The following is a 19,994-nucleotide window of genomic DNA, read 5'->3' on the forward strand; positions in this document are numbered from 1 at the left end:
GGACGCTACAGGAATGCAGCCATGCGCTGCAGCTCGTCGTCCAGCGCACCTCGAAACACCTTGTCGCGGGCCAGCGACCTGCCGGCATAGCCCACGCTGGATGCCAACTCGCCGTCGCGCACGCTGAGATTGGCCCAGCCCACCACCTGGTCGTGCCACAGCACCGGCAGTGCGTAATAGCCGTACTGTCGCTTCGGCGCAGGCGTATACGCCTCGAACTTGTAGACCCACTGCCACAGCAGCTCGAAGCGGCGGCGGTCCCAGACCACCGGGTCGAACGGCGCCAGCAGGCGCACCTGTTCGTCCGGCGCATGGCGGCGCGAGCGCGGGTTCTCATCCGCCGGCCAGTACCAGGTGGTGCCTTCCAGCGTGCAACTGGCCAGGTGTTGCCTGGCCAGCGCCAATGCCTTGCGGGTCTGCTCGGCCAGATGCGGTGCGCCGTATCCCAACAGGCGCACAAGGTAGGTCAGGCTGGCCGAGGGCAACGGCGCGTACTTGCGCACCACCAGGTCGATCAGGGCGGCGGCGCGTTCGATCTTCGCCTGTTCGCTGGCATCGGCTTCGGTGTGGTCTGCCACCGCATAGATGCGCGTGCCGCTGTCACGCCGCTGCACGCGCAGCAGGCCGCGGTAGTGCATGCCATCCAGCAGATGGGTGCTGGCATTGCTGGTGCCGCCCCAGTAGTTGGTCACCCGGCCGTGCGCGAAGGCCTGATCGACCTCACGCGGGTGCACGCTGCCACGCTCGCGCACGAAGGCCAGCACGTCCGCCGCGCGGCGCTGGGTTTCGGCGTCCCACGCGCGCTTGGACACCCGTGGATGCATCAGCGCCAGGTGCTCGCGCGGCAGGAAGCCATAGTTCACCAGGCAATCCTCCTCCACCGGCAGGCGCGCATAGCGCCGCTCCAGATCCCCTGCGCGATAGTCCTTCACCCGATGGCGCAGGGTCAGGTCCTGCGCGCGTGCCGGCGCACGGATCGGGTCGGCCTGCACGAAGCCGAGGCGGCGGATCGCACTCAGCAGCGTGGTGGGTTTGAACAACGTGCGCGCCACCGCGTAGCGGCGCAGATCATCGAGGCTGGGCGTGGCAGGCATGGTCGCATTGTAGATCCACGCCATGCGTGGGTGGGGCCGCGGCGAACCGTGTAATGACGTCCACGCATGGCGTGGATCTAGCGAAGCTGCAGCACCTCCAGCGAACCGATCACCAGCGCACGCATCCCCTGCCTGAACTCGGTGATCACCTGCCCCTCTTCGTCATCGGCAATCGCGTAGATCGTGTCGGCACCTGCAATGCAGTAGAACGCAATCGTGGCCAGCAGCCAGCGCGCCTTGTCCAGCGGCAGGCCGAACACTTCGGCCACATGCGCCTGGTGCGAGGCGATCTTGTCCAGCATCGGCGCGGTCGCCACCGCGCGGCGCAGCAGGTACGGCGGCAGCCCGGGGTGGGCCTTCACCACTTCGCACAGCGATGCCACGAAACCCATCAGATAGGCCTCCAGCCCACCCGGTGCGTCGGCCGAGGCGCGCGGAATCTGCCAGCGCTGGAACACGGTATCGGCTACCAGCCGCTTCAGCGCCTCCAGATTGGCCACACGCTTGTAGAGCGCGGCCTGGGTGACCGCCAGTTCGGCGGCCACGTTGGCCATGGTCAGGTTCGGCAGGCCCAGTTTGATGCCGACGTCGGCCAGGCGATCGGGGGTGATGGTGGGCGGGCGGCCACGCGCCGGCGCCGGGATCTCGGTGTGCATGTTCATACCGTAGTGAGCGTGCCAGCAAATGGACCCTCTTGTCCGCACCCTGTAATTTAGTTTAATTTACTCAACTAATTCGGAATGCGTCTGGTTCGCAACCACGATGCGCACCGAAATCGAGCCCGTGGCTCACTTCCCGCCAGGTTCCCACCCAGCCGACAACCCTGCGCCGCGCCCTCTCCCCGTGCTTGCCGATGGCAGCGCGCCAGGCGCGTTCGCACCTGCGATTCACAGGAATCTGGCATGACCGTGCAGTTCGTTCGCTCTTCGATCCTTCGTCCGGCCGTGGGTGGTCCCCGCGTGCCGATGCATCCGCCGGGCGGTGCCCGGCGCTACCGCGTGTCGGCCCTGGCGCTGGGCCTGCTGGCCTCGTTCGCTGCGCTGGCCGACTCGGCGCCGTCCACCCTGCCCTCGGTGCAGGTGCAGGAACAGCGCCGGGTGACCGGCGACTATGCCGGCGGACAGGTCGCCTCCGGCAACCGCGTCGGCCTGCTCGGCGACAAGGACTTCATGGACACGCCGTTCAGCACCGTCAGCTATACCGAGGCCTTCATCCGCGACCGCCAGGCCAAGGACCTGACCGACGTCATCGCTGCGACCGACCCCACGGTGTTCAGCAACGGCGTGACCGGTTCGTGGAGCGAGAACTATTCGATACGCGGCTTTGCCTCCAGCACCAGCGACACCACGTTCAACGGGCTCAGCGGCATGGCGCCGTACTACCGCACCTCGCCGGAGATGTTCGAGCGCATCGAGGTGCTGAAGGGCCCGTCCGCACTGCTCAACGGCATGCCGCCGGGCGGCTCGGTTGGCGGCAGCGTCAACCTGGTGCCCAAGCGCGCGGGCGAGCAGCCGCTGCTGCGGGTCAGCGCCAACTTCGCTTCCGATGCGCAGTTCGGCACGCACGTGGATATCGGCCGCCGGCTGGGTGCCGACAAGCAGTTCGGCATCCGCTTCAATGGTGCCTACCGTGATGGCGACGGCGCTATGGGCAAGCAGAGCAAGAAGGTGCAGCTGGGGGCGCTGGCACTGGACTGGCACGGCGAGCGCGCCCGCATTTCCGCCGATCTGTACAGCGCCGATGACCGCGTCGATGGCCCGGCCCGTGGCGTCGGCCTGGCGCCGGGCGTGGCCATTCCGCGGCCGCCGCGTGGCGATACCCTGATCAACCCGGACTGGGCCTACGTCGACAGCCGGGACAAGGGCGCAATGCTGCGCGGCGAGCTGGACATCAATGACAACCTGATGGCCTACCTGGCCTATGGCACCAGCAAGACCGACTACCGCTACAACGGTTCGATCAGCGCGCAGGTGCTGAACCCGGCCGGCGACTTCACCACGGTGATCGGCCAGCTCGCGTTCGACATCAAGAAGCAGTCCGGTGATGCCGGCCTGCGTGGCCGCTTCCACACCGGCAGCGTCGGCCACCAGTGGGCTGCCAACGTGACCCACTACCAGCACACACAGAACGACTATGGCCGCCGCAGCGTGCCCGGCTGGGACTGGACCACCAACCTGTACCACCCGGTGTGGGGCCCGGCGGCGCCGTTCGTGGCACCGCACATCTCGCACACCGAGCTGAAGCTGGACAGCATCGGCTTCGCCGATACGCTGTCCTTCGCCGGTGACCGCGTGCAGCTGACCGTGGGCGTGCGCCGCCAGCAGGTGCTGAGCGAAACCTTCAGCGTGACCACCGGTGCGCGCACCTCGCGCTACGACGAGAGTGCCACCACCCCGGCGTTCGCCCTGCTGCTGAAGGCCACCGACACGGTCTCGGTCTACACCAACTACATCGAGGGCCTGAGCCAGGGTGCCACCGCGCCGATGACCGCCGCCAATGCCGGCGATGTGTTCGCGCCGTTCCGCACCAAGCAGAAAGAGCTGGGCCTGAAGCTGGACCTGGGCCGCTTCGCGCACACCTTCGCCGTGTATGAGATCAAGCGGCCAAGCAGCTACACCGACCCGGTCACGAACATCTTCTCGTTCGGCGGCGAGCAGCGGAACCGGGGCGTGGAATGGGGCTTCTTTGGCGCACCGCTGGATGGCGTGCGCCTGATGGGTGGCGTGGCCTACGTGCAACCCAAGTTGACCCGCACCGCAGGCGGCGTGAATGAAGGCCGCATCGCTACGGCGGTGGCACAGCGCCAGGCCAAGCTGGGGGTGGAATGGGATGTGCCGGCGTTGGAGGGCTTGACCCTGACCGGCAACGCCACGGCGATGTCGAAGCAGTACATCAGTGCCGACAACCGCCTGTCGGTTCCCGGACGTACCTTGTTCGACGTGGGTGCGCGCTACAGCACCACGCTGGCCGGCCGCCCGCTGGCGTTGCGGGCCAGCGTGAACAACGTGACCAACAAGGCGTACTGGGGCATGCCGTTGTTGTCGAGCCTGGCGCTGGGCGCGCCGCGGACCGTGTTGCTATCGGCGACGATGGATTTCTGAAAGGCATCCACGCATGGCGTGGATCTACCGTGGAGCCGAGCCATGCTCGGCTCCGATTCGTGACTGGCCACCGGCATCAATACGCCATGCCCTCACCGCTGCATCTTACAAGGATGCGTCCAGATCGCGGCGATAGTCCTCCAGGCGGGCGCTGAGAGCCAGCTGTAGTGCATCCAACGCCCCATCGCTGGCGCTCGCACCTTGGCGCAACACACTCTCGATCTCGCCGCACTGCTCGGCCAGCGCCTGCTCGCCCATCATCTGCAATGCCCCCTTGAATCCGTGCACACGCTCCAGAATCGCTGCAGTGTCCCCGTTGGCGCGTGCATCGAGGATGGCCTGAAGATCCTGGTCGCCAGTATCAACAAAAATCCGGCGGATGCCTGCGGGAATGTCGCGAGGCACCGGCACCGCAGCGGGCGCCGCCTTCCGCTGCTGGCCGCGTGCGTGGCCCGCTGGGCCGTTGGTGCGGGCCAGGGCCGCCTCAAGCCGGGCCAGGTTGAAAGGCTTCAACAACAGGTCATCGATGCCAGCAGCAAGGCAGCGCTCACGTTCACTGGCCAGCGCCGTGGCGGTGATCGCCAGGATCGGCAGCGACTGGCCGCGCCGACGCAGGTCACGAGCCAGAGCATAGCCATCCATCACCGGCATATTGATGTCGGTCAGCACCGCACGGTAGTGACCGTCCTTCCACAGTTCCAACGCCTCCGCACCATTGCCGACAGCGTCCACGGCGAAACCGATTTCCTCCAGCTGCTGCTGGATCAGCTCGCGGTTCACCGCGTTGTCCTCCACCAGCAGTACGCGCCCGCGGGCGGCCGTCGCCAGCACAGGCTTCACAACCGCCACGTGGCCACCCGCGCTTTCGCCGGGTGCCAGCGCCTCAAGCACGGCCTCGCTGGCGTAGCTGCTGACTTCGATGCGGTCGCCGCGGGTTTCCACGCTGAGCGGGCCCTGCGCATGGGCATGCACGGTGCGCGCGTAGCCCCGCATCAACTGCTGTTCCTCGTCAATGCTCCATGCGCGGTGGTCGCCCACGATCAGCAACGCGTCGCCGCCCTCGTCGTCATTCTGTGGCCGATCTAGCACCGTGGCGCTCGCCCCCCAGGCGACCAGCAGGCGCTCCATCTCGGCGCGCCATTCGGGCGTGCTCGACAGCACCGTCACCCGCCGGCCAAGCAGCGGCTGCGTGGGCGGTGGCTGCAATGCCTGCACCTGCATTGGCAGCCGCAGGGTGAAGCTGCTGCCAACCCCTTCGGTGCTTTCCACCGACACCTGCCCGCCCATGGCCTGGGCGATCTGCTGGCACAGCGCCAGACCAAGCCCACTGCCGCCGTAGCGGCGCGAAACACTCGCGTCGGCCTGCTGGAACGGCTGGAACAGTTGCGCGGTCTGTTCCGGGCTCATGCCGATGCCGGAGTCGATGACCTGCACGCGCAGTTGCGCACCATGCTCTGCCCCACTCGGCATCTCCGCCCGCAACAGGATGCGCCCGGACTCGGTGAACTTGACCGCGTTGCCCACTAGGTTGGTGAGGATCTGGCGGATGCGGTGTGCATCGCCCACGCACAGCTGGTCGGCCGCCGCGTCCACGGTGAAGTACAGGCGAACGCCCTTGCGCAGCGCGTCGGGCGCGAACAGCAGCGCCACGCCTTCGATCAGCGGGCGCAGCGCGAACGGCACACGCTCCACATCCAACTGGCCCGCCTCGATCTTGGAGAAGTCCAGCACGTCACTGATGATGCGCATCAGCGCGTCGGCCGAGAACCGGATGCGGTCCAACCGCTTGCGCTGGCCTGGCTGCAGCGGCGAACGGGCCAGCAGTTCCAGATGGCCCAGCACGCCATTGAGCGGCGTGCGGATCTCGTGGCTCATGGTGGCCACGAAGGCGGACTTCGCCCGGTTGGCCGCTTCGGCGGACTGGCGTGCCGCCTCGGAATCCTCACGAGCGCGGCGCAGGTTGTCTTCCAGCTCTACCTGGGCGGTGACATCGCGCAGGGCGCAGACCCACACCGGCTGCTCGTAATAGATGGCCTGCGCCATGCTGATCTGAAGCTGGGTGGCGGTGCCCGATTCGGCGGGAGCCCACTGCAGTTCCAGCACTTCATCAATGCTGGCATTGCGGCCCACTTCGGCAAGGCGCAGGTACAGTGGCGGCGACGCGACTTCGCCGGCCGTGCGTACGGTCTCAACCAATTGACGCGCAGCGTCGTTCTGCAACAGCGGCTCACCGCTGTCCCTGGCCAGCAGGACCAGCCCGACCGGTGCCGTCCCGATGATGACCCGGCTCAGCGCCTCACTCTCGTACACCCGCGAAGCATCGGCCAGCGCCGGGGTGAACACACGCCGGTCGATGCGCCGCAGCAGCCACCACAGCAGACTGATGATCAGCAGCGCACTGAGCGCACGGGCCAGCAGGTAGGCGCCCTGGCTGCGCCAGATATCGGACCAGCCGTACACATGGCTCAGGGTCCACTCGACGCCTGGCAGCCCGCTGGCCAGTACGAACGACCCCTGGCTGTACCGGCGCGGCGGCTGTCCCCCTGCGCGCGCCGTGTCGCTTGGCGCGAGCCTCATCAACAGATCCTGCTCCCGGTTGGACAGGCCACCGGCACTGAGCACCACCTGCCGCTCTGCCGTGCTGACCAGGTAGCGACCCTGCTCGCGCGTTTCCAGCTGAGCCTTGATGTTGCCCACAGATTCAAACACCACGCGCCGGAAGTACGGAGTGGTGCCTTCGGCCAGGGTGACCATGCCGATCAGCGACGGCTGACCGGTGAACGGATTGATGCCATAGCGCGACATCAGGCGCCCCTCGCGCGCGGCTTCACGGATGGGCCCGGGACGCACGGTTGCCTGGCGGAACCGCGCTTCCTCACCCAGCAGCCGCGCAAAGGCCTGCTGGCGGGTCGTTACACCCAGTGCGCGCAGCAACTGGGATTCACCGCCGATGTTGGACACCGCCAGCAGCCGTCCCTGCGGCTCGTAGGCATAGACCAGCAATGGCCCGGGAGCATTCTGTGAAGTGATCGAATCGGCGGTGTAGGCCGAATAGATGTCCACCATGCCCAGGTACGCGGCCAGTTCCTGTTCCGGCAGCGGCTTGTCCTTCAGCCCCAGCACCAGCCAGGGCACCGCAGTACGTCCTTCGGCGCGAACCAGCACTTCCTCGCCCTGCGCGTGGAAGCGGGCGGCCAGTGCGGCACCGGAAGCGGCCAGTCCGGCCCGCTGGTCACGCCACAGCACATCATTACCGTTGATGGAGGTGGCATAGGCGCGATCACGCTGCAGCAGGTAGTATTCGGCGGCGGCACGCGCCTCGTTGAAGGAATGCCTCTCCCGCGCGTGGAACTCCTCGACATCGGCGATGGCACTGACCAGGGCGGTCAGCACTACCAGTGCGCAGATCAGCGCGCCGCCCCCGTACAGCAATCGGCGGCGCAGCTGGCGCAGGTCGTCCAGGCGCGCAGCCGCCGCCTGCCTGGCGGGGCCATGCACTACGTCTGAGCCCGCCATGACCGTGATCCCCAGGTGAGTGGCCTACAATTTATCCTATCGGCCCACCCGGCGCCTGCAAGGCAGGCTGGGGCCAACGCCAGCTGCCACGGCGGGAGGTATGCTTGCAGGCCCTGTTTGTGAGACACCCGTCATGCGTACCCTGTACCCGGCCATCGAGCCCTACCGCGAGTTCACCCTTGCGGTGAGCGATCTGCACACCCTGCACATCGAGGAGTGCGGCACGCCAGACGGAATACCGGTGGTGTACCTGCATGGCGGACCGGGCGCCGGCATTTCGCCTACCCATCGCCGCTTCTTCGACCCGGCGCGCTACCGCATCGTGCTGATCGACCAGCGTGGCAGCGGGCGCTCCACGCCGTTCGGCGAGCTGCGCGACAACACCACGCAGGCGCTGGTGGCCGACATCGAGAAGGTGCGTGAGCATCTGGGCATCGAACGCTGGCTGGTCTACGGCGGCTCGTGGGGCTCGACGCTGTCGCTGGCCTATGCGCAGGCGCATCCCGCGCGTGCGACCGGCCTGATCGTGCGCGGCGTGTTCCTCGGCCGCGAGATCGAAAACCGCTGGTTCGCAGAGGCCAGCGGCGGTGCGCGATGGATCTTCCCCGAACGCTGGGACCGCTACGAGGCCTATATTCCAGAGGGCGAGCGCGCCGACATGATCGCGGCCTACTGGACGCGCCTGGACAGCGCCGATGAGGCCACCCGCATCGAAGCGGCACAGGCCTGGCTGGGTTGGGAGGACAACGCCGCTACCCTGCAGCACGATGTGGATGCCGTATCCACCGATGACCCGCTGGACACGCTGGCGAAGGCGCGTATCGAGGCGCACTACTTCCGTAACGGCATCTTCCTTGAAGCCAACCAGCTGCTTCGCGATATCGACCGCATCCGCCATCTGCCCGGCGTGATCGTACAGGGCCGCTACGACATCATCTGCCCACCGCGCAGCGCCTGGGACCTGGCCAAGGCATGGCCGGAAGCACGCCTGGAAATGGTGACCTCGGGCCACAGTGCGAACGAGCCGGCCACGGTCGACGCGCTGGTGCGGGCCACCGATGCGTTTGCCGACCAGTACGGCCAGCGCAGCTGAGCCACAGCCTCAGCACATCACCGTGAACCCCACCGTGGTCAGCCCATTGCGGCTGGCCACGAACACGTCGCCGCCATGCAGCATGGCGATGGCCTTGACGATCGACAGGCCGAGGCCGTGGTGGCGTTCGCCCCGGTACTCACGGGCCTGGTCCACGCGGTAGAAGCGCTCGAACAGCAACGGCAGGTGCTCGGCAGCGATGCCGGCGCCCTCGTTCATTACCGCGATGCGCGCGCCCTCGCCTTCGGCCTGCAGCTGCACGCGCACCTCGCTTCCGGGCCGCGCATGCTGCACGGCGTTGTGCAGCAGGTTGGTCAATGCGCGCCGGAACAGCGACGGGTCGATGCGGGCGGTGGCGTCGCCCTCGATGTGCAGGGTCAACCCGGCATCCTCGAACAACAGCTCGAGGAAGTCGCCTGCGGCCGCCACTTCCTCGGCCAGCGCAACCTGACGGGTCTCCATGGCGATGTCACCCTGCCCGGCACGCGACAGGAACAACATGTCGTTGACGATGGCACGCAGCCGTTCCAGTTCTTCCAGGTTGGACTGCATCACCTCCTGCAGCTCGGCGTTGTCGCGTGGCCGTGACAGCGCCACCTGGGTCTGGCCCATCAGGTTGGCCAGCGGCGTGCGCAGCTCGTGGGCAACGTCGGCATTGAAGCCGTCCAGGCGGGTGTAGGCTGCTTCCAGCCGGTCCAGCGCACCATTGAAGGCGCCGGTCAGATGGCCCAGTTCCGCCGGCAGGCCATCAGCCGCAAGGCGTTGCGACAGCCGCTGTGGACTGAGCGAGCGCGCCTCGTTCGAAAGCGCGCGCAGCGGTGCCAGCCCCAGGCGCGCGATCCAGTAGCCAAGCCCGGCCACCAGCAGCACGCCCAGCGCGCCGGCGATCCACAGCGCCCACGCAAAGCGCTGCAAAGCGTGGGTGTACGGCTCCGAATCGATGCCGATCCACAGGTCCACCGCCGGCCGCACCCCCTTGCCGGGCACGTGCTCGTACAGGGTGCGCAATGGATGCCCGCCTGCCCGCTGCAGCGTCCCCATCCCCGCATCGCCCTTGGCCGGTGGCCGCACCGAAGGACGCTCCGCCCCGATGCGGAAGGTCGGATCGTCACTCCAGGCCCAGACCAGCGTGTCGCGGTCGCCGGAGATCAGGTTGCCGACCTTGTCGCGCACCTTGCTCCAGCGTTCACGGGTATCGCACATCGCCACGCTGCCGCTGACCGCATGCAGCTTGGTCTGCAGCTCGGCATGCTGGTAGCGCACCACCTGCCGCTCCAGCACGCCGTACACGCCGATGCCCAGCAGGGTGAACACCAGCAGCGCGGCCAACGCGAACATCGCCGACAGGCGCTGCGCAATCGACATCCTCATCGACCGTCGTCCTCGTCGTCACGCACTTCCAGCACGTAGCCCATGCCGCGCACGGTGTGCAGCAGCTTGCTGGGGTATGGGCCATCGAGCTTGCTGCGCAGCCGCTTGATCGCCACTTCCACCACGTTGGTATTGCTGTCGAAGTTGATGTCCCAGACCTGGGCGGCGATCACCGTCTTGGACAGGATCTGGCCGCGTCGCTGCGCCAGCAACGCCAGAAGCGCGAATTCCTTGCCGGTCAGGTCCAGTCGCGCGCCGTCACGATAGGCACGCCGGGCCAGCAGGTTGACCTGCAGGTCGCCCACCTGGAGTTCGGTCGGCTCCTGCTGGCGTCCGCGCCGCACCAGCGCCTGCAGCCGCGCCAGCAGTTCGATGAACGAGAACGGCTTGACCAGATAGTCGTCGGCGCCCTGCCCCAGCCCATGCACGCGATCATCCACGCGGTCACGCGCGGTCAGCATGATCACCGGGGTCTGCTTGCTGCGACGCAGTTCGCGCAGCACGTTGAAGCCGTCCATGCCTGGCAGCATCACGTCCAGCACGATCACGTCGTAGTCGAATTCGCGGGCCAGGTGCAGGCCGGTCACGCCGTCGGCGGCCAGGTCCACCGCCCACCCCTGCTCGCCCAGGCCGGTGCGCAGGTAGTGGGCGGTCTTGCTCTCATCCTCGACGATCAGCAGTTTCATCCGGGCTCCGTCAGCGCGGCGCCTGCCGCTGCCCTGCGCTCACGTCGGCGCTGCAGGAACAGCCGGTCCAGGGCCAGGTAGATCACCGGGGTACTGTACAGGGTCAGCACCTGGCTGATCAGCAGGCCACCCACCACCGCCACGCCCAGCGGCTGGCGCAGTTCCGAGCCGGTACCGAAGCCGATCATCAGCGGGATGGCTCCGAGCAGTGCCGCCAGCGTGGTCATCATGATCGGTCGGAAACGGGTCAGGCAGGCTTCGTGGATCGCCTGCATGGGTGCCAATCCACGATTGCGTTGCGCATCGAGGGCGAAGTCGACCATCAGGATGCCGTTCTTCTTGACGATGCCGATCAGCAGCACGATGCCGATCAGCGCCATGATCGAGAAGTCCAGGCCCCACAGCCACAGCATCAGCACCGCACCGATACCGGCCGAAGGCAGGGTGGACAGGATGGTGAGCGGGTGCACGAAGCTCTCGTAAAGCACGCCGAGGATGATGTAGACCGCCAGCAATGCGGCCAGGATCAGCATCAGCTGGCTGGCCAGCGACTCCTGGAACGCTTGTGCGGTGCCCTGGAATCGGCCGCTGATGCTGGCAGGCATGCCGATCTGCGCCTGTGCCTGCCCGACCAGGGTGACCGCCTCGCCCAGCGAGATCCCCGGCGCCAGGTTGAACGACAGGTTCACCGCCGGCAGCATGCCATTGTGGCTGATCGACAGCGGGCCGTTGCCCGGCGGCTGCACCTGCGCCACCGCCGACAACGGCACCATCTGCCCGGTCAGCGGCGAGCGCAGGTGGAAGTAGGACAGCGCATCGACCTGGCCGAGCAGGCCCGGTGCGATTTCCAGGATCACCCGGTACTGGTTGGTGTCGGTCTGGAATTCGTTGATCTGGCGCTGGCCGAAGGCGTCGTAGAGGACCTGGTCGATATCGTTGGCGGTCAGGCCGAAGCGCGCTGCGGCGGTGCGGTCGATCTGCAGCCGGGTGACACTGGCGCCGACCTGCTGGTCGTTGGACACGTCGCGCAGCTGGGGCAGGCCGCGCAGGCGCGTGGTCAGCTGTTCGGCCCAGCGCGACAGTTCGCGGCTGTCCTGCCCGCGCAGGGCGTACTGGTACTGGGTGCGCGACGGCCCGGCACCGAGGTTGATGTCCTGCGCGGCGCGCATGTACACGGTGATGCCGGGCACGCTGGCCATCTTCGCGCGCAGGCGGTCGATGAAGGCGTGCACGTCCACGTCGCGGTCGCCACGGTCCTTGAGGATGAACCAGAAGCGTCCGTTGGACAGGGTCTGGCTGCCACCGGTCGCGCCCACCGCATGGTTGTAGGCCAGCAGCGCCGGGTCTTCGGCGGCGATCTTGGCCAGCTGCTGGTGCTTGGCCGCCATGTCCTCGAAGCCGATGTCCTGCGCCGCTTCGGTGGTGGCAATGACGAACGCGGTGTCCTGCAGCGGGAAGAAGCCCTTGGGAATCATCACGTACGACGCCACGGCCACCGCCACGGTGGTGCCGAAGCCGAGCAGTATCAGCCGCGGATGGCCCAGCGCCCATTGCAGGCTGCGGTCGTAGCCGGCCAGCAGGCGCCCGGCCAGTGTGTCCTGGCTGTCCCGGTGCGCCGGCATGCGCTTCATCAGGTGCGCGGCCATCATCGGTGCCAGTGTCAGCGAGGCCACGATGGAGATCAGGATAGCCACGGTGATGGTCAGCGCGAACTCGGCGAACAGGCGCCCGACCACGCCGCCCATGAACAGCAGCGGGATGAACGCTGCGATCAATGACAGGCTGATCGAGACCACGGTGAAACCAATCTCCTCGGCTCCTTTCAGGGCGGCCTCGATCGGTCCCAATCCGGCCTCCCGATGACGATGGATGTTCTCCACCACCACGATGGCATCGTCCACCACGAAGCCGACCGCCACCACCAGTGCCACCAGGGTGAGGTTGTTGAGGCTGAAGCCGGCCACATACATGGCGGCGAAGGTGGCCACCAGCGCCACCACCAGCACCGCGCCGACGATGAGCGTGGCCGACAGCTGGCGCAGGAACAGGCCCATCACCAGCACCACCAGCACGATGGTCAGCACCAGGGTCACTTCCACTTCGTGCAGCGAGGCGCGGATGGTGCGCGTGCGGTCGTTGAGCACGTCCACATCGACGCTGGCCGGCAGGTTCGCACGCAGCTCCGGCAGTGCGGCCAGCACTGCGTCAGTGGTGCGCACGATGTTGGCGCCCGGCTGCCGGCTGATGATCAGGCCCACGCCCGGCTGCCCGTTCGGCCATGCCTGCACGTAGGCGTTCTCGGCACCGTCGACCACCTGCGCGACGTCGCCCAGGGTCACCGGCGAGCCCGCGCGGTAGGCCACCACCAGCTGCCGGTAGTCCTGCGCATCGAACAACTGGTCGTTGGCTTCAAAGGTGGATGTACGCTGCTCGCCCATCAGCGCACCCTTGGCCTGGTTGAGGCTGGCGTTCTGGGCCACCCCGCGCAGGTCGGACAGGGTCATGCCCATCGCCGCCAGCCGCTCCGGCTGGGCCTGGATGCGGATGGCCGGGCGCTGCTGGCCGACGATGTTGACCTCGGACACGCCACTGATCTGGCTGATCGAGCGCGCCAGCCGGCTTTCGGCCAGATCGCTCAGCTCGGTCATCGACATCTGCGCCGACACCACGCTGAGCACCAGGATCGGGCTGTCGGCCGGATTGACCTTGCGCCAGGTCGGCAGGTTCGGCAGATCGCTGGGCAGGCGCCCGGCGGCGGCATTGATCGCCGCCTGCACTTCCTGTGCGGCGGTATCGATGTCCTTCTCCAGATCGAACTGCAGCGTGATCGAGGTGCTGCCCAGCGCACTGGTGGAGGTCATCTCGATGATGCCTGGCACGCCGGTCAGCTGCGTTTCCAGCGGCGTGGCAACCGCCGACGCCATGGTGTCGGCACTGGCCCCGGGCAGACTGGCATTGACCCGGATGGTCGGGAATTCGGCCTCCGGCAGCGGCGCCACCGGCAGCCGTGGCAGTGCAGCCACGCCGAGCAGCACCACCGCCAGGGTGAGCAGCGTGGTCGCCACCGGGTGCCTGACAAACCAGCTGGACAGCGAGACACGCGCACTCATGGGGCGGCCCCGCCCTTGGCAGCCGGTACGCCCGGTGCGGCGGCTTCAGCGACGATCACACCCGGGCGCAGGCGCGACTGGCCATCGCGCACGATCACATCGCCCACGCGCAGTTCGCCCTGCACCGCCACCTGCCCGTTCTCGGCCTCGCCGACGCTGACCGGCAGGACTTCCACGCTGCCGTCGCCGAGCACGCGATAGACGAAGCTGCCGTCCACGCCGCGCTGGATGGCTGCCGCAGGCACCACCAGGGCGCCGGTGCTTTGGCCGGTGCGCACACGCACGCTGACCAGCTGGCCGGGCCACAACCGGTCATCGGCATTGCCGAAACGCGCACGCAGGCGCACGGTACCGGAGGTTTCCTCCACCTGGTTGTCGATCACCTGCAGGCGGCCTTCGGCCAGCAGCTGGCCGCCGTCGCGGTCGAGCGCCTGTACCGCCACTTCACCAGAGGCCAATGCCTGCCGCAGCTGCGGCAACGCATCCTGTGGCAGCGCGAACACCACCGAGATCGGGTCGGTCTGCTGCACGGTGACCAGTCCCTGCGTGTCGGTGGCCCGCACCAGATTGCCTGGATCGACCTGGCGCAGGCCGATGCGGCCGTCCATCGGCGCCAGGATGCGGGTGTACGACAGCTGCACCTGTGCGGCGTCCACCGCCGCCTGGTTGCCGTGCCCGGTCGCCTGCAGCTGCTGTACCGTCGCGGCCTGCTGTTCAAGCATCTGCCGGGAGACCAGCTGGTCGCTGGACAGGTGCTGCAGGCGGGCCAGGTCCGAGCGCGCGGCATCCAGCGTGGCGCGGTCCCGCACCACTGCGGCCTGCGCGCCACCCAGATCGGCGCGGATCGCGCGATCATCGATGCGTGCCAGCAGCTGTCCCTTGCGCACCTTCTGGCCTTCCTCGAACAGCACCTCGGTAAGCACGCCATCGACCTGGGGCCGCAGCACCGCGCTCTGCAGCGACTGCACCGTGCCTACGCCGCTGCGCCAGTGCGCCACGTCGCGCTGCTCGACGCGGCCGGTGACCACCGGCACCGGTGGCGGGGTGCTGGCCGGCTGCGCGTCACCCCGCGACACGCCATGGAACAGCATCACCAGCGACAGCACCACCAGCAACAGCGCACCCAGTGCAAGGTGGCGGCGACGCATTTGCGCGGACAGGAAGGGAATTCGCATGCGGGGAGTCCATACCGGTGCCGGCGCGGGGGCTGCGCGGGCCTGATGCCATCCTTACCGGTGGCCTCCGGCGCCTGCCTGTCGCCCGCCTGACAATTCCGTCAGCTGCACGGCCATCGCGCGTCGCGTGAACGATGGCCCACCCACGTGCGCGACCACCGGCCTTCTTCGCGCCTCCCTTACGGAGCGGTGCCGATGATCCGGCCATGAGCGCCACGCTGGCGATCCCACACCCTCAGGAGTACGCCATGACCGGTTTCCGCTTCCTCCCCGCTGCCCTCGTGATTGCCAGCACCCTGCTGCTGGGCGCCTGCTCCAAACCGCAGGAGGCCAGCAAGGCCACTGCCGCCGAAGACGTCACCGAAGTGAAGCTGCTGCCCGCCTATGAATCCCTCGACAAGGACAAGGACGGCATCGTCACCCTGGCCGAAGTGGATGCGGTCGCACCGGACTGGGCCGAGCGCCTGCACACCTGCGATACCGACCGCGACCAGAAACTGAGCCGCGGCGAATACGACGTCTGCAAGCAGACCGCGCCTGCGGCCGCGCATTGATTCCCGGCGCCGGCGCGCCTGTGCGCGCGCCTGGCCGTGTTGGCCGCGCCCGCTCTCCCGCCCACGGCTATACCAAGGTATAGCCGGGCTAACCCACGAGCCTCTAGGACTGCCCCATTCAGGGGCGGACAATAGCGCCACTGGCCAGGGCAAGCCTGGCCGGCACCCTCCCCTCATGGAGACGCAGATGGACCCCGACCCTGCCGGGCGCGACGCGCCCCGGATGCCTGCCTGTTGCCTGTTCCTGGCGCCTGCCCGCCGGTCCCTGCCTGCCTGAGTGACGGGGGATCGCCAGGTGCCGCCTGCCTGGAGATCGCCCCCATGTCCTACAAGATCCTCTACATCACCCTGCGCCGCCTGATCGGTGAGCGCGATGTTGCCGCCCTGCGCAGCCAGCTGCTGCAGCACGGCCCGGTCATGTTCGCCCGTTCGTTGTCGCTCGGCTCGCCACGCGTGGTGGCCGACGCGCTGTCGCTGCTGCCGATCAGCGAGCGCATCAACGTGCTGCGCCACCTGCCCTACCCCCTGCGCGATGCGATGAAGCCGCTGTGCATCGGCGGCAGCCAGCGCCTGCACATGCAGCCGTGGTCGCCGGCAGTGCTGGCGATGCGCCACGCCTGACCAGTTCCATCCGTTCCGTTCGTGTTCCGGCCCCGGCCGGCTCTGACATTCGAGGAGAGTCCCATGAGCCTGCTCAACGCCTGGTTCAACGCCTTCCTGCGCAGCCGTCGCGCAGGCAACCTGTTCCGCCGCCGTGCGATGCCCGAGGCCGGCTTCAGCCCGGGCAGTGCCGAAGCGGCGCCGTTCGCGCTTACCACTGGCCTGGTCACCCTGGCCCAGCAGCCGGAAGCCGAGCTGCTGGCCACGCTGGATTCGCATGCCGATGGCCTCAGCCCGCACGAAGCCGGGGAGCGACTGGCCACGCTCGGCCCCAACGAGGTTGATCACGAAAAGCCGCTGCCGTGGTGGCGCCACCTGTGGCAGTGCTACCGCAATCCGTTCAACCTGCTGCTGACCGTGCTGGCGGCGGTGTCCTGGCTGACCGAGGACCTCAAGGCGACCATCGTGATCGGCGCGATGGTGCTGCTGTCCACGCTGATCCGCTTCGTGCAGGAGGGCCGCTCCAACCGTGCGGCCGAACGCCTGAAGGCCCTGGTCGGCAACACGGCGCGGGTGCTGCGCCGCAATCCGGGTACCGAGGCCGCCGACGTGGCCGACCAGTACTTCGGTGCACACCTGCACAGCCGCCGCCCGGCGCGCCTGCTGGACCTGCCGATCCGTGAGCTGGTGCCCGGCGACCACATCGTACTGTCAGCCGGCGACATGATTCCGGCGGACTGCCGCGTGCTGACCGCCAAGGATCTGTTCGTGGCGCAGGCGGCGATGACCGGTGAATCGCTGCCGGTGGAGAAGTTCGCGTACCCGGGCGATGGCCTGGCCGGCCTTCTGGAGCAGCACAACCTGCTGTTCATGGGCACCAACGTGGTGTCCGGCACCGCCACCGCCATCGTACTGGCCACCGGCAACCGCACCTACTTCGGCACCCTGGCCCAGCGCAGCACCGCCACCGACCGTGCGCCCACCGCATTCCAGGCCGGCGTCAACAGCGTCAGCTGGCTGCTGATCCGCTTCGCGCTGGTGATGGTGCCGTTCGTGTTGTTGATCAACGGCTGGACCAAGGGCGACTGGACCGAGGCGTTCCTGTTCGCACTGTCGGTGGCAGTGGGGCTGACCCCGGAAATGCTGCCGATGATCGTTACCTCCACGCTGGCCAAGGGTGCGGTGCTGCTGTCGCGGCGCAAGGTGATCGTCAAGCGCCTGGATGCGATCCAGAACTTCGGCGCGATGGAGGTGCTGTGCACCGACAAGACCGGCACCCTCACCCAGGACAAGATCGCACTGGAACGCCATACCGACGTGTTCGGTCACGATTCGGAGGACGTGCTGGCCTTCGCCTACCTCAACAGCCATTTCCAGACCGGGCTGATCAACCTGCTCGACCGCGCGGTGCTGGAGCACGTGGAGCTGCAGAGCTCGCTGCGGCTGTCGCAGGACTACCACAAGGTGGACGAAATCCCGTTCGACTTCGAGCGGCGCCGCATGTCGGTGGTGGTGTCCGAGCGCGAGGATCATCACGAGCTGATCTGCAAGGGCGCAGTGGAAGAGATGCTGGCGGTATGCAGCACCGTGCGCGAGAACGGCCACGACATGCCGTTGGACGAGCGCCGCCTGGCACGCGTGCGGCAGACCACCGAGGAACTGAACGAACAGGGCCTGCGCGTGGTGGCGGTGGCAATGAAGGAAACCGCAGCCAGCCAGACCGCGTACTCGCAGGCCGATGAGTGCGACCTGACCCTGGTCGGCTACGTGGCCTTCCTCGACCCGCCGAAGGAGTCCGCCGCGCAGGCACTGCAGGCGCTGGCCGCGCATGGCGTGGAGGTGAAGGTATTCACCGGCGACAACGAACTGGTCACCGCCCGCGTCTGCGCCCAGGTCGGGCTGGACGCGGACACGATCCTGACCGGCCCGCAGATCGAGCGCATGGATGACGGCGCGCTGTCGCGGGCCCTGCACCACCATCGCGTGTTCGCCCGGCTGACGCCGCTGCACAAGGAGCGCCTGGTGCGCGAGCTGCGCGCACAGGGCAAGGTGGTCGGCTTCCTCGGCGACGGCATCAACGACGCGCCCGCGCTGCGTGCGGCCGACATCGGCATCAGCGTGGACAGCGCGGTGGACATCGCCAAGGAGGCCGCCGACATCATCCTGCTGGAGAAGAACCTGATGGTGCTGGAGGAAGGCGTCATCCAGGGCCGGCGCACCTTCAACAACATGCTCAAGTACATCCGCATGACCGCCAGTTCCAACTTCGGCAACGTGTTTTCGGTGCTGGTGGCGTCGGCCTTCCTGCCGTTCCTGCCGATGCTGCCGCTGCAGCTGCTGGTGCAGAACCTGCTGTACGACATCTCGCAGATCGCCATTCCGTTCGACAACGTGGACGAGGAACTGGTACGCAAGCCGCTGAAGTGGAACCCGGCGGACATCGGCCGCTTCATGGTGTTCTTCGGGCCGATCAGCTCGATCTTCGACCTGACCTGCTTCGCCCTGATGTGGTACGTGTTCGACGCGCGCACCGTGGCCGACCAGAGCCTGTTCCAGTCCGGCTGGTTCGTGGTCGGCCTGCTGACCCAGACCCTGATCGTGCACATGATCCGCACGCCGAAGGTGCCGTTCCTGCAGAGCATCGCCGCGCCGCCGCTGCTGCTGATGACCGGCCTGATCATGGCCATCGGCGTGGCCCTGCCGATGAGCCCGCTGGCCGGCTACTTCAAGCTGCAGGCCCTGCCGGCCGGCTACTGGCCGTTCCTGGTGGCGATCCTGTTCGGCTATGCCGTGCTGACCACCGCACTGAAGAAGTTCTACATCCGTCGCTACGGCTGGCAGTAAGCGCCGGTCGCCTTGTCCAGGGAGAACTGGATGCTCGACATCAACCCGAACCTGCCGGCGTTCAACGCCGGCGCCACCCTGAGCTCGCTGATCAGCCTGACGGTGGCCTTCGTACTGGGAACGGCCATCGGCCTGGAACGGCAACTGCGCCAGCGCACCGCAGGGCTGCGTACCAACACGCTGGTGGCGGTAGGCGCGGCGGTGTTCGTCGACCTGGCCGTGCGCTTCCATGACCTGTACGGCGGGCCGCCGTCGCCGCTGCATGTGGTGGCCTATGTGATTTCCGGCGTCGGCTTCCTCGGTGCCGGCGCGATCATGAAGGACGGCGCGCAGGTATCCGGCCTGAACACCGCCGCCACCCTGTGGGGCTCGGCGGCGGTGGGCGCGTGCGCCGGCATCAAGCTGCTGCCGGAAGCAGTGATGGCCGCGATCTTCGTGCTGGCCGCCAACACGCTGTTGCGGCCAGTGGTGAACCGCATCCAGCGGCAGCCGCTGCCGGAAGCCTTCAGCGAGGCGACCTATGCAATCAACGTGGTCTGCCAGCGCGAGCAGCAGGCCGACGTGCTCGACCAGCTGTTGCTGCTGCTGGAGCAGGCGCAGTACCCGGTACGCGCGGTGGACCAGCGGCCGTTTGGCGAGCGCGATGTGGAGATCGAAGCAGTGCTGTATGCCACTACGGTCGATGCCGGTGAACTGGATGCCGTGCTGGCAACGCTGGCGACCACGCCTGGTGTACTGCAGGGGTTCTGGAACGCCAGCCTGGAGGAGTAGTGCCGGCCGCTGGCCGGCAACCTCATGGACGCTGGCAACACCGTTCACCGCCCTGGTGGGTGCCGACCTTGGTCGGCAC

General features: G+C 67.7%; 13 protein-coding genes. 6 read left to right on the top strand and 7 right to left on the bottom strand.

The features are described from left to right. Positions 1-5 precede the first annotated feature (5 nt). Both O0J73_RS05275 and O0J73_RS05280 read right to left on the bottom strand, forming a co-directional pair. A complete protein-coding gene (locus O0J73_RS05275) occupies positions 6-1,118 on the bottom strand; it encodes a crosslink repair DNA glycosylase YcaQ family protein (RefSeq protein WP_308308168.1) in 1,113 nt (370 codons plus the stop codon). Positions 1,119-1,171: 53 nt separating this feature from the next. Beyond that, positions 1,172-1,756, bottom strand: coding sequence for a TetR/AcrR family transcriptional regulator (locus O0J73_RS05280; protein WP_308308169.1), 585 nt, complete (start codon positions 1,754-1,756; stop codon positions 1,172-1,174). Positions 1,757-2,059: 303 nt separating this feature from the next. Between O0J73_RS05280 and O0J73_RS05285 the strand changes: the two genes are divergently transcribed. Continuing rightward, a complete protein-coding gene (locus O0J73_RS05285; RefSeq protein ID WP_308308175.1) occupies positions 2,060-4,195 on the top strand; it encodes a TonB-dependent siderophore receptor in 2,136 nt (711 codons plus the stop codon). Positions 4,196-4,300: 105 nt separating this feature from the next. On the opposite strand, the gene O0J73_RS05290 is transcribed toward O0J73_RS05285, so the two are convergent. Then, a complete protein-coding gene (locus O0J73_RS05290) occupies positions 4,301-7,711 on the bottom strand; it encodes an ATP-binding protein (RefSeq protein WP_308308170.1) in 3,411 nt (1,136 codons plus the stop codon). Between the two features lie 133 nt (positions 7,712-7,844). On the opposite strand from O0J73_RS05290, the gene pip reads away from it, so the two are divergent. Then, entirely contained in the window at positions 7,845-8,804 is a 960-nt protein-coding gene (gene pip, locus O0J73_RS05295; RefSeq protein ID WP_308308171.1) for a prolyl aminopeptidase, read from the top strand. A gap of 9 nt (positions 8,805-8,813) precedes the next feature. Here the strand turns inward: pip and O0J73_RS05300 are convergent, their stop codons facing one another. From O0J73_RS05300 to O0J73_RS05315, 4 genes are read right to left on the bottom strand one after another with little or no spacing between them, the layout of a single operon-like run. Beyond that, positions 8,814-10,175: a heavy metal sensor histidine kinase gene (locus O0J73_RS05300; protein WP_006447642.1), complete on the bottom strand. Its 1,362-nt coding sequence runs from the start codon at positions 10,173-10,175 to the stop codon at positions 8,814-8,816. Next, on the bottom strand, positions 10,172-10,861 hold the full coding sequence (locus O0J73_RS05305) for a heavy metal response regulator transcription factor (RefSeq protein WP_014037326.1): 690 nt from the start codon (positions 10,859-10,861) through the stop codon (positions 10,172-10,174). The genes O0J73_RS05300 and O0J73_RS05305 overlap by 4 nt, the downstream gene beginning before the upstream one ends. Beyond that, positions 10,858-13,971 (bottom strand): multidrug efflux RND transporter permease subunit, encoded by a 3,114-nt coding sequence (locus tag O0J73_RS05310; protein WP_308308172.1) that lies wholly within the window; start codon positions 13,969-13,971, stop codon positions 10,858-10,860. The genes O0J73_RS05305 and O0J73_RS05310 overlap by 4 nt, the downstream gene beginning before the upstream one ends. Beyond that, positions 13,968-15,146: an efflux RND transporter periplasmic adaptor subunit gene (locus tag O0J73_RS05315; protein WP_308308173.1), complete on the bottom strand. Its 1,179-nt coding sequence runs from the start codon at positions 15,144-15,146 to the stop codon at positions 13,968-13,970. The genes O0J73_RS05310 and O0J73_RS05315 overlap by 4 nt, the downstream gene beginning before the upstream one ends. A 248-nt stretch (positions 15,147-15,394) precedes the next feature. Between O0J73_RS05315 and O0J73_RS05320 the strand changes: the two genes are divergently transcribed. From O0J73_RS05320 to O0J73_RS05335, 4 genes are all read left to right on the top strand, one after another. Continuing rightward, entirely contained in the window at positions 15,395-15,700 is a 306-nt protein-coding gene (locus O0J73_RS05320; protein WP_197563224.1) for a hypothetical protein, read from the top strand. Between the two features lie 321 nt (positions 15,701-16,021). After that, on the top strand, positions 16,022-16,321 hold the full coding sequence (locus tag O0J73_RS05325; protein ID WP_006447714.1) for a hypothetical protein: 300 nt from the start codon (positions 16,022-16,024) through the stop codon (positions 16,319-16,321). A gap of 63 nt (positions 16,322-16,384) precedes the next feature. Then, a complete protein-coding gene (gene mgtA / locus O0J73_RS05330; RefSeq protein WP_308308174.1) occupies positions 16,385-19,144 on the top strand; it encodes a magnesium-translocating P-type ATPase in 2,760 nt (919 codons plus the stop codon). Between the two features lie 30 nt (positions 19,145-19,174). Next, complete coding sequence (locus O0J73_RS05335; RefSeq protein WP_049457082.1) at positions 19,175-19,915, top strand: MgtC/SapB family protein; 741 nt, start codon at positions 19,175-19,177, stop codon at positions 19,913-19,915. Positions 19,916-19,994 lie beyond the last annotated feature (79 nt).

Source organism: Stenotrophomonas sp. Sm6012 (genome assembly GCF_030985895.1).
GTDB lineage: Bacteria > Pseudomonadota > Gammaproteobacteria > Xanthomonadales > Xanthomonadaceae > Stenotrophomonas > Stenotrophomonas forensis.

Coding starts and splice junctions, on each gene's coding strand:
- O0J73_RS05275 (WP_308308168.1), bottom strand. CDS start 1,118: ATGGCGTGGATCTACAATGCGACCATGCCTGCCACGCCCAGCCTCGAT.
- O0J73_RS05280 (WP_308308169.1), bottom strand. CDS start 1,756: ATGAACATGCACACCGAGATCCCGGCGCCGGCGCGTGGCCGCCCGCCC.
- O0J73_RS05285 (WP_308308175.1), top strand. CDS start 2,060: ATGCATCCGCCGGGCGGTGCCCGGCGCTACCGCGTGTCGGCCCTGGCG.
- O0J73_RS05290 (WP_308308170.1), bottom strand. CDS start 7,711: ATGGCGGGCTCAGACGTAGTGCATGGCCCCGCCAGGCAGGCGGCGGCT.
- pip (WP_308308171.1), top strand. CDS start 7,845: ATGCGTACCCTGTACCCGGCCATCGAGCCCTACCGCGAGTTCACCCTT.
- O0J73_RS05300 (WP_006447642.1), bottom strand. CDS start 10,175: ATGAGGATGTCGATTGCGCAGCGCCTGTCGGCGATGTTCGCGTTGGCC.
- O0J73_RS05305 (WP_014037326.1), bottom strand. CDS start 10,861: ATGAAACTGCTGATCGTCGAGGATGAGAGCAAGACCGCCCACTACCTG.
- O0J73_RS05310 (WP_308308172.1), bottom strand. CDS start 13,971: ATGAGTGCGCGTGTCTCGCTGTCCAGCTGGTTTGTCAGGCACCCGGTG.
- O0J73_RS05315 (WP_308308173.1), bottom strand. CDS start 15,146: ATGCGAATTCCCTTCCTGTCCGCGCAAATGCGTCGCCGCCACCTTGCA.
- O0J73_RS05320 (WP_197563224.1), top strand. CDS start 15,395: ATGACCGGTTTCCGCTTCCTCCCCGCTGCCCTCGTGATTGCCAGCACC.
- O0J73_RS05325 (WP_006447714.1), top strand. CDS start 16,022: ATGTCCTACAAGATCCTCTACATCACCCTGCGCCGCCTGATCGGTGAG.
- mgtA (WP_308308174.1), top strand. CDS start 16,385: ATGAGCCTGCTCAACGCCTGGTTCAACGCCTTCCTGCGCAGCCGTCGC.
- O0J73_RS05335 (WP_049457082.1), top strand. CDS start 19,175: ATGCTCGACATCAACCCGAACCTGCCGGCGTTCAACGCCGGCGCCACC.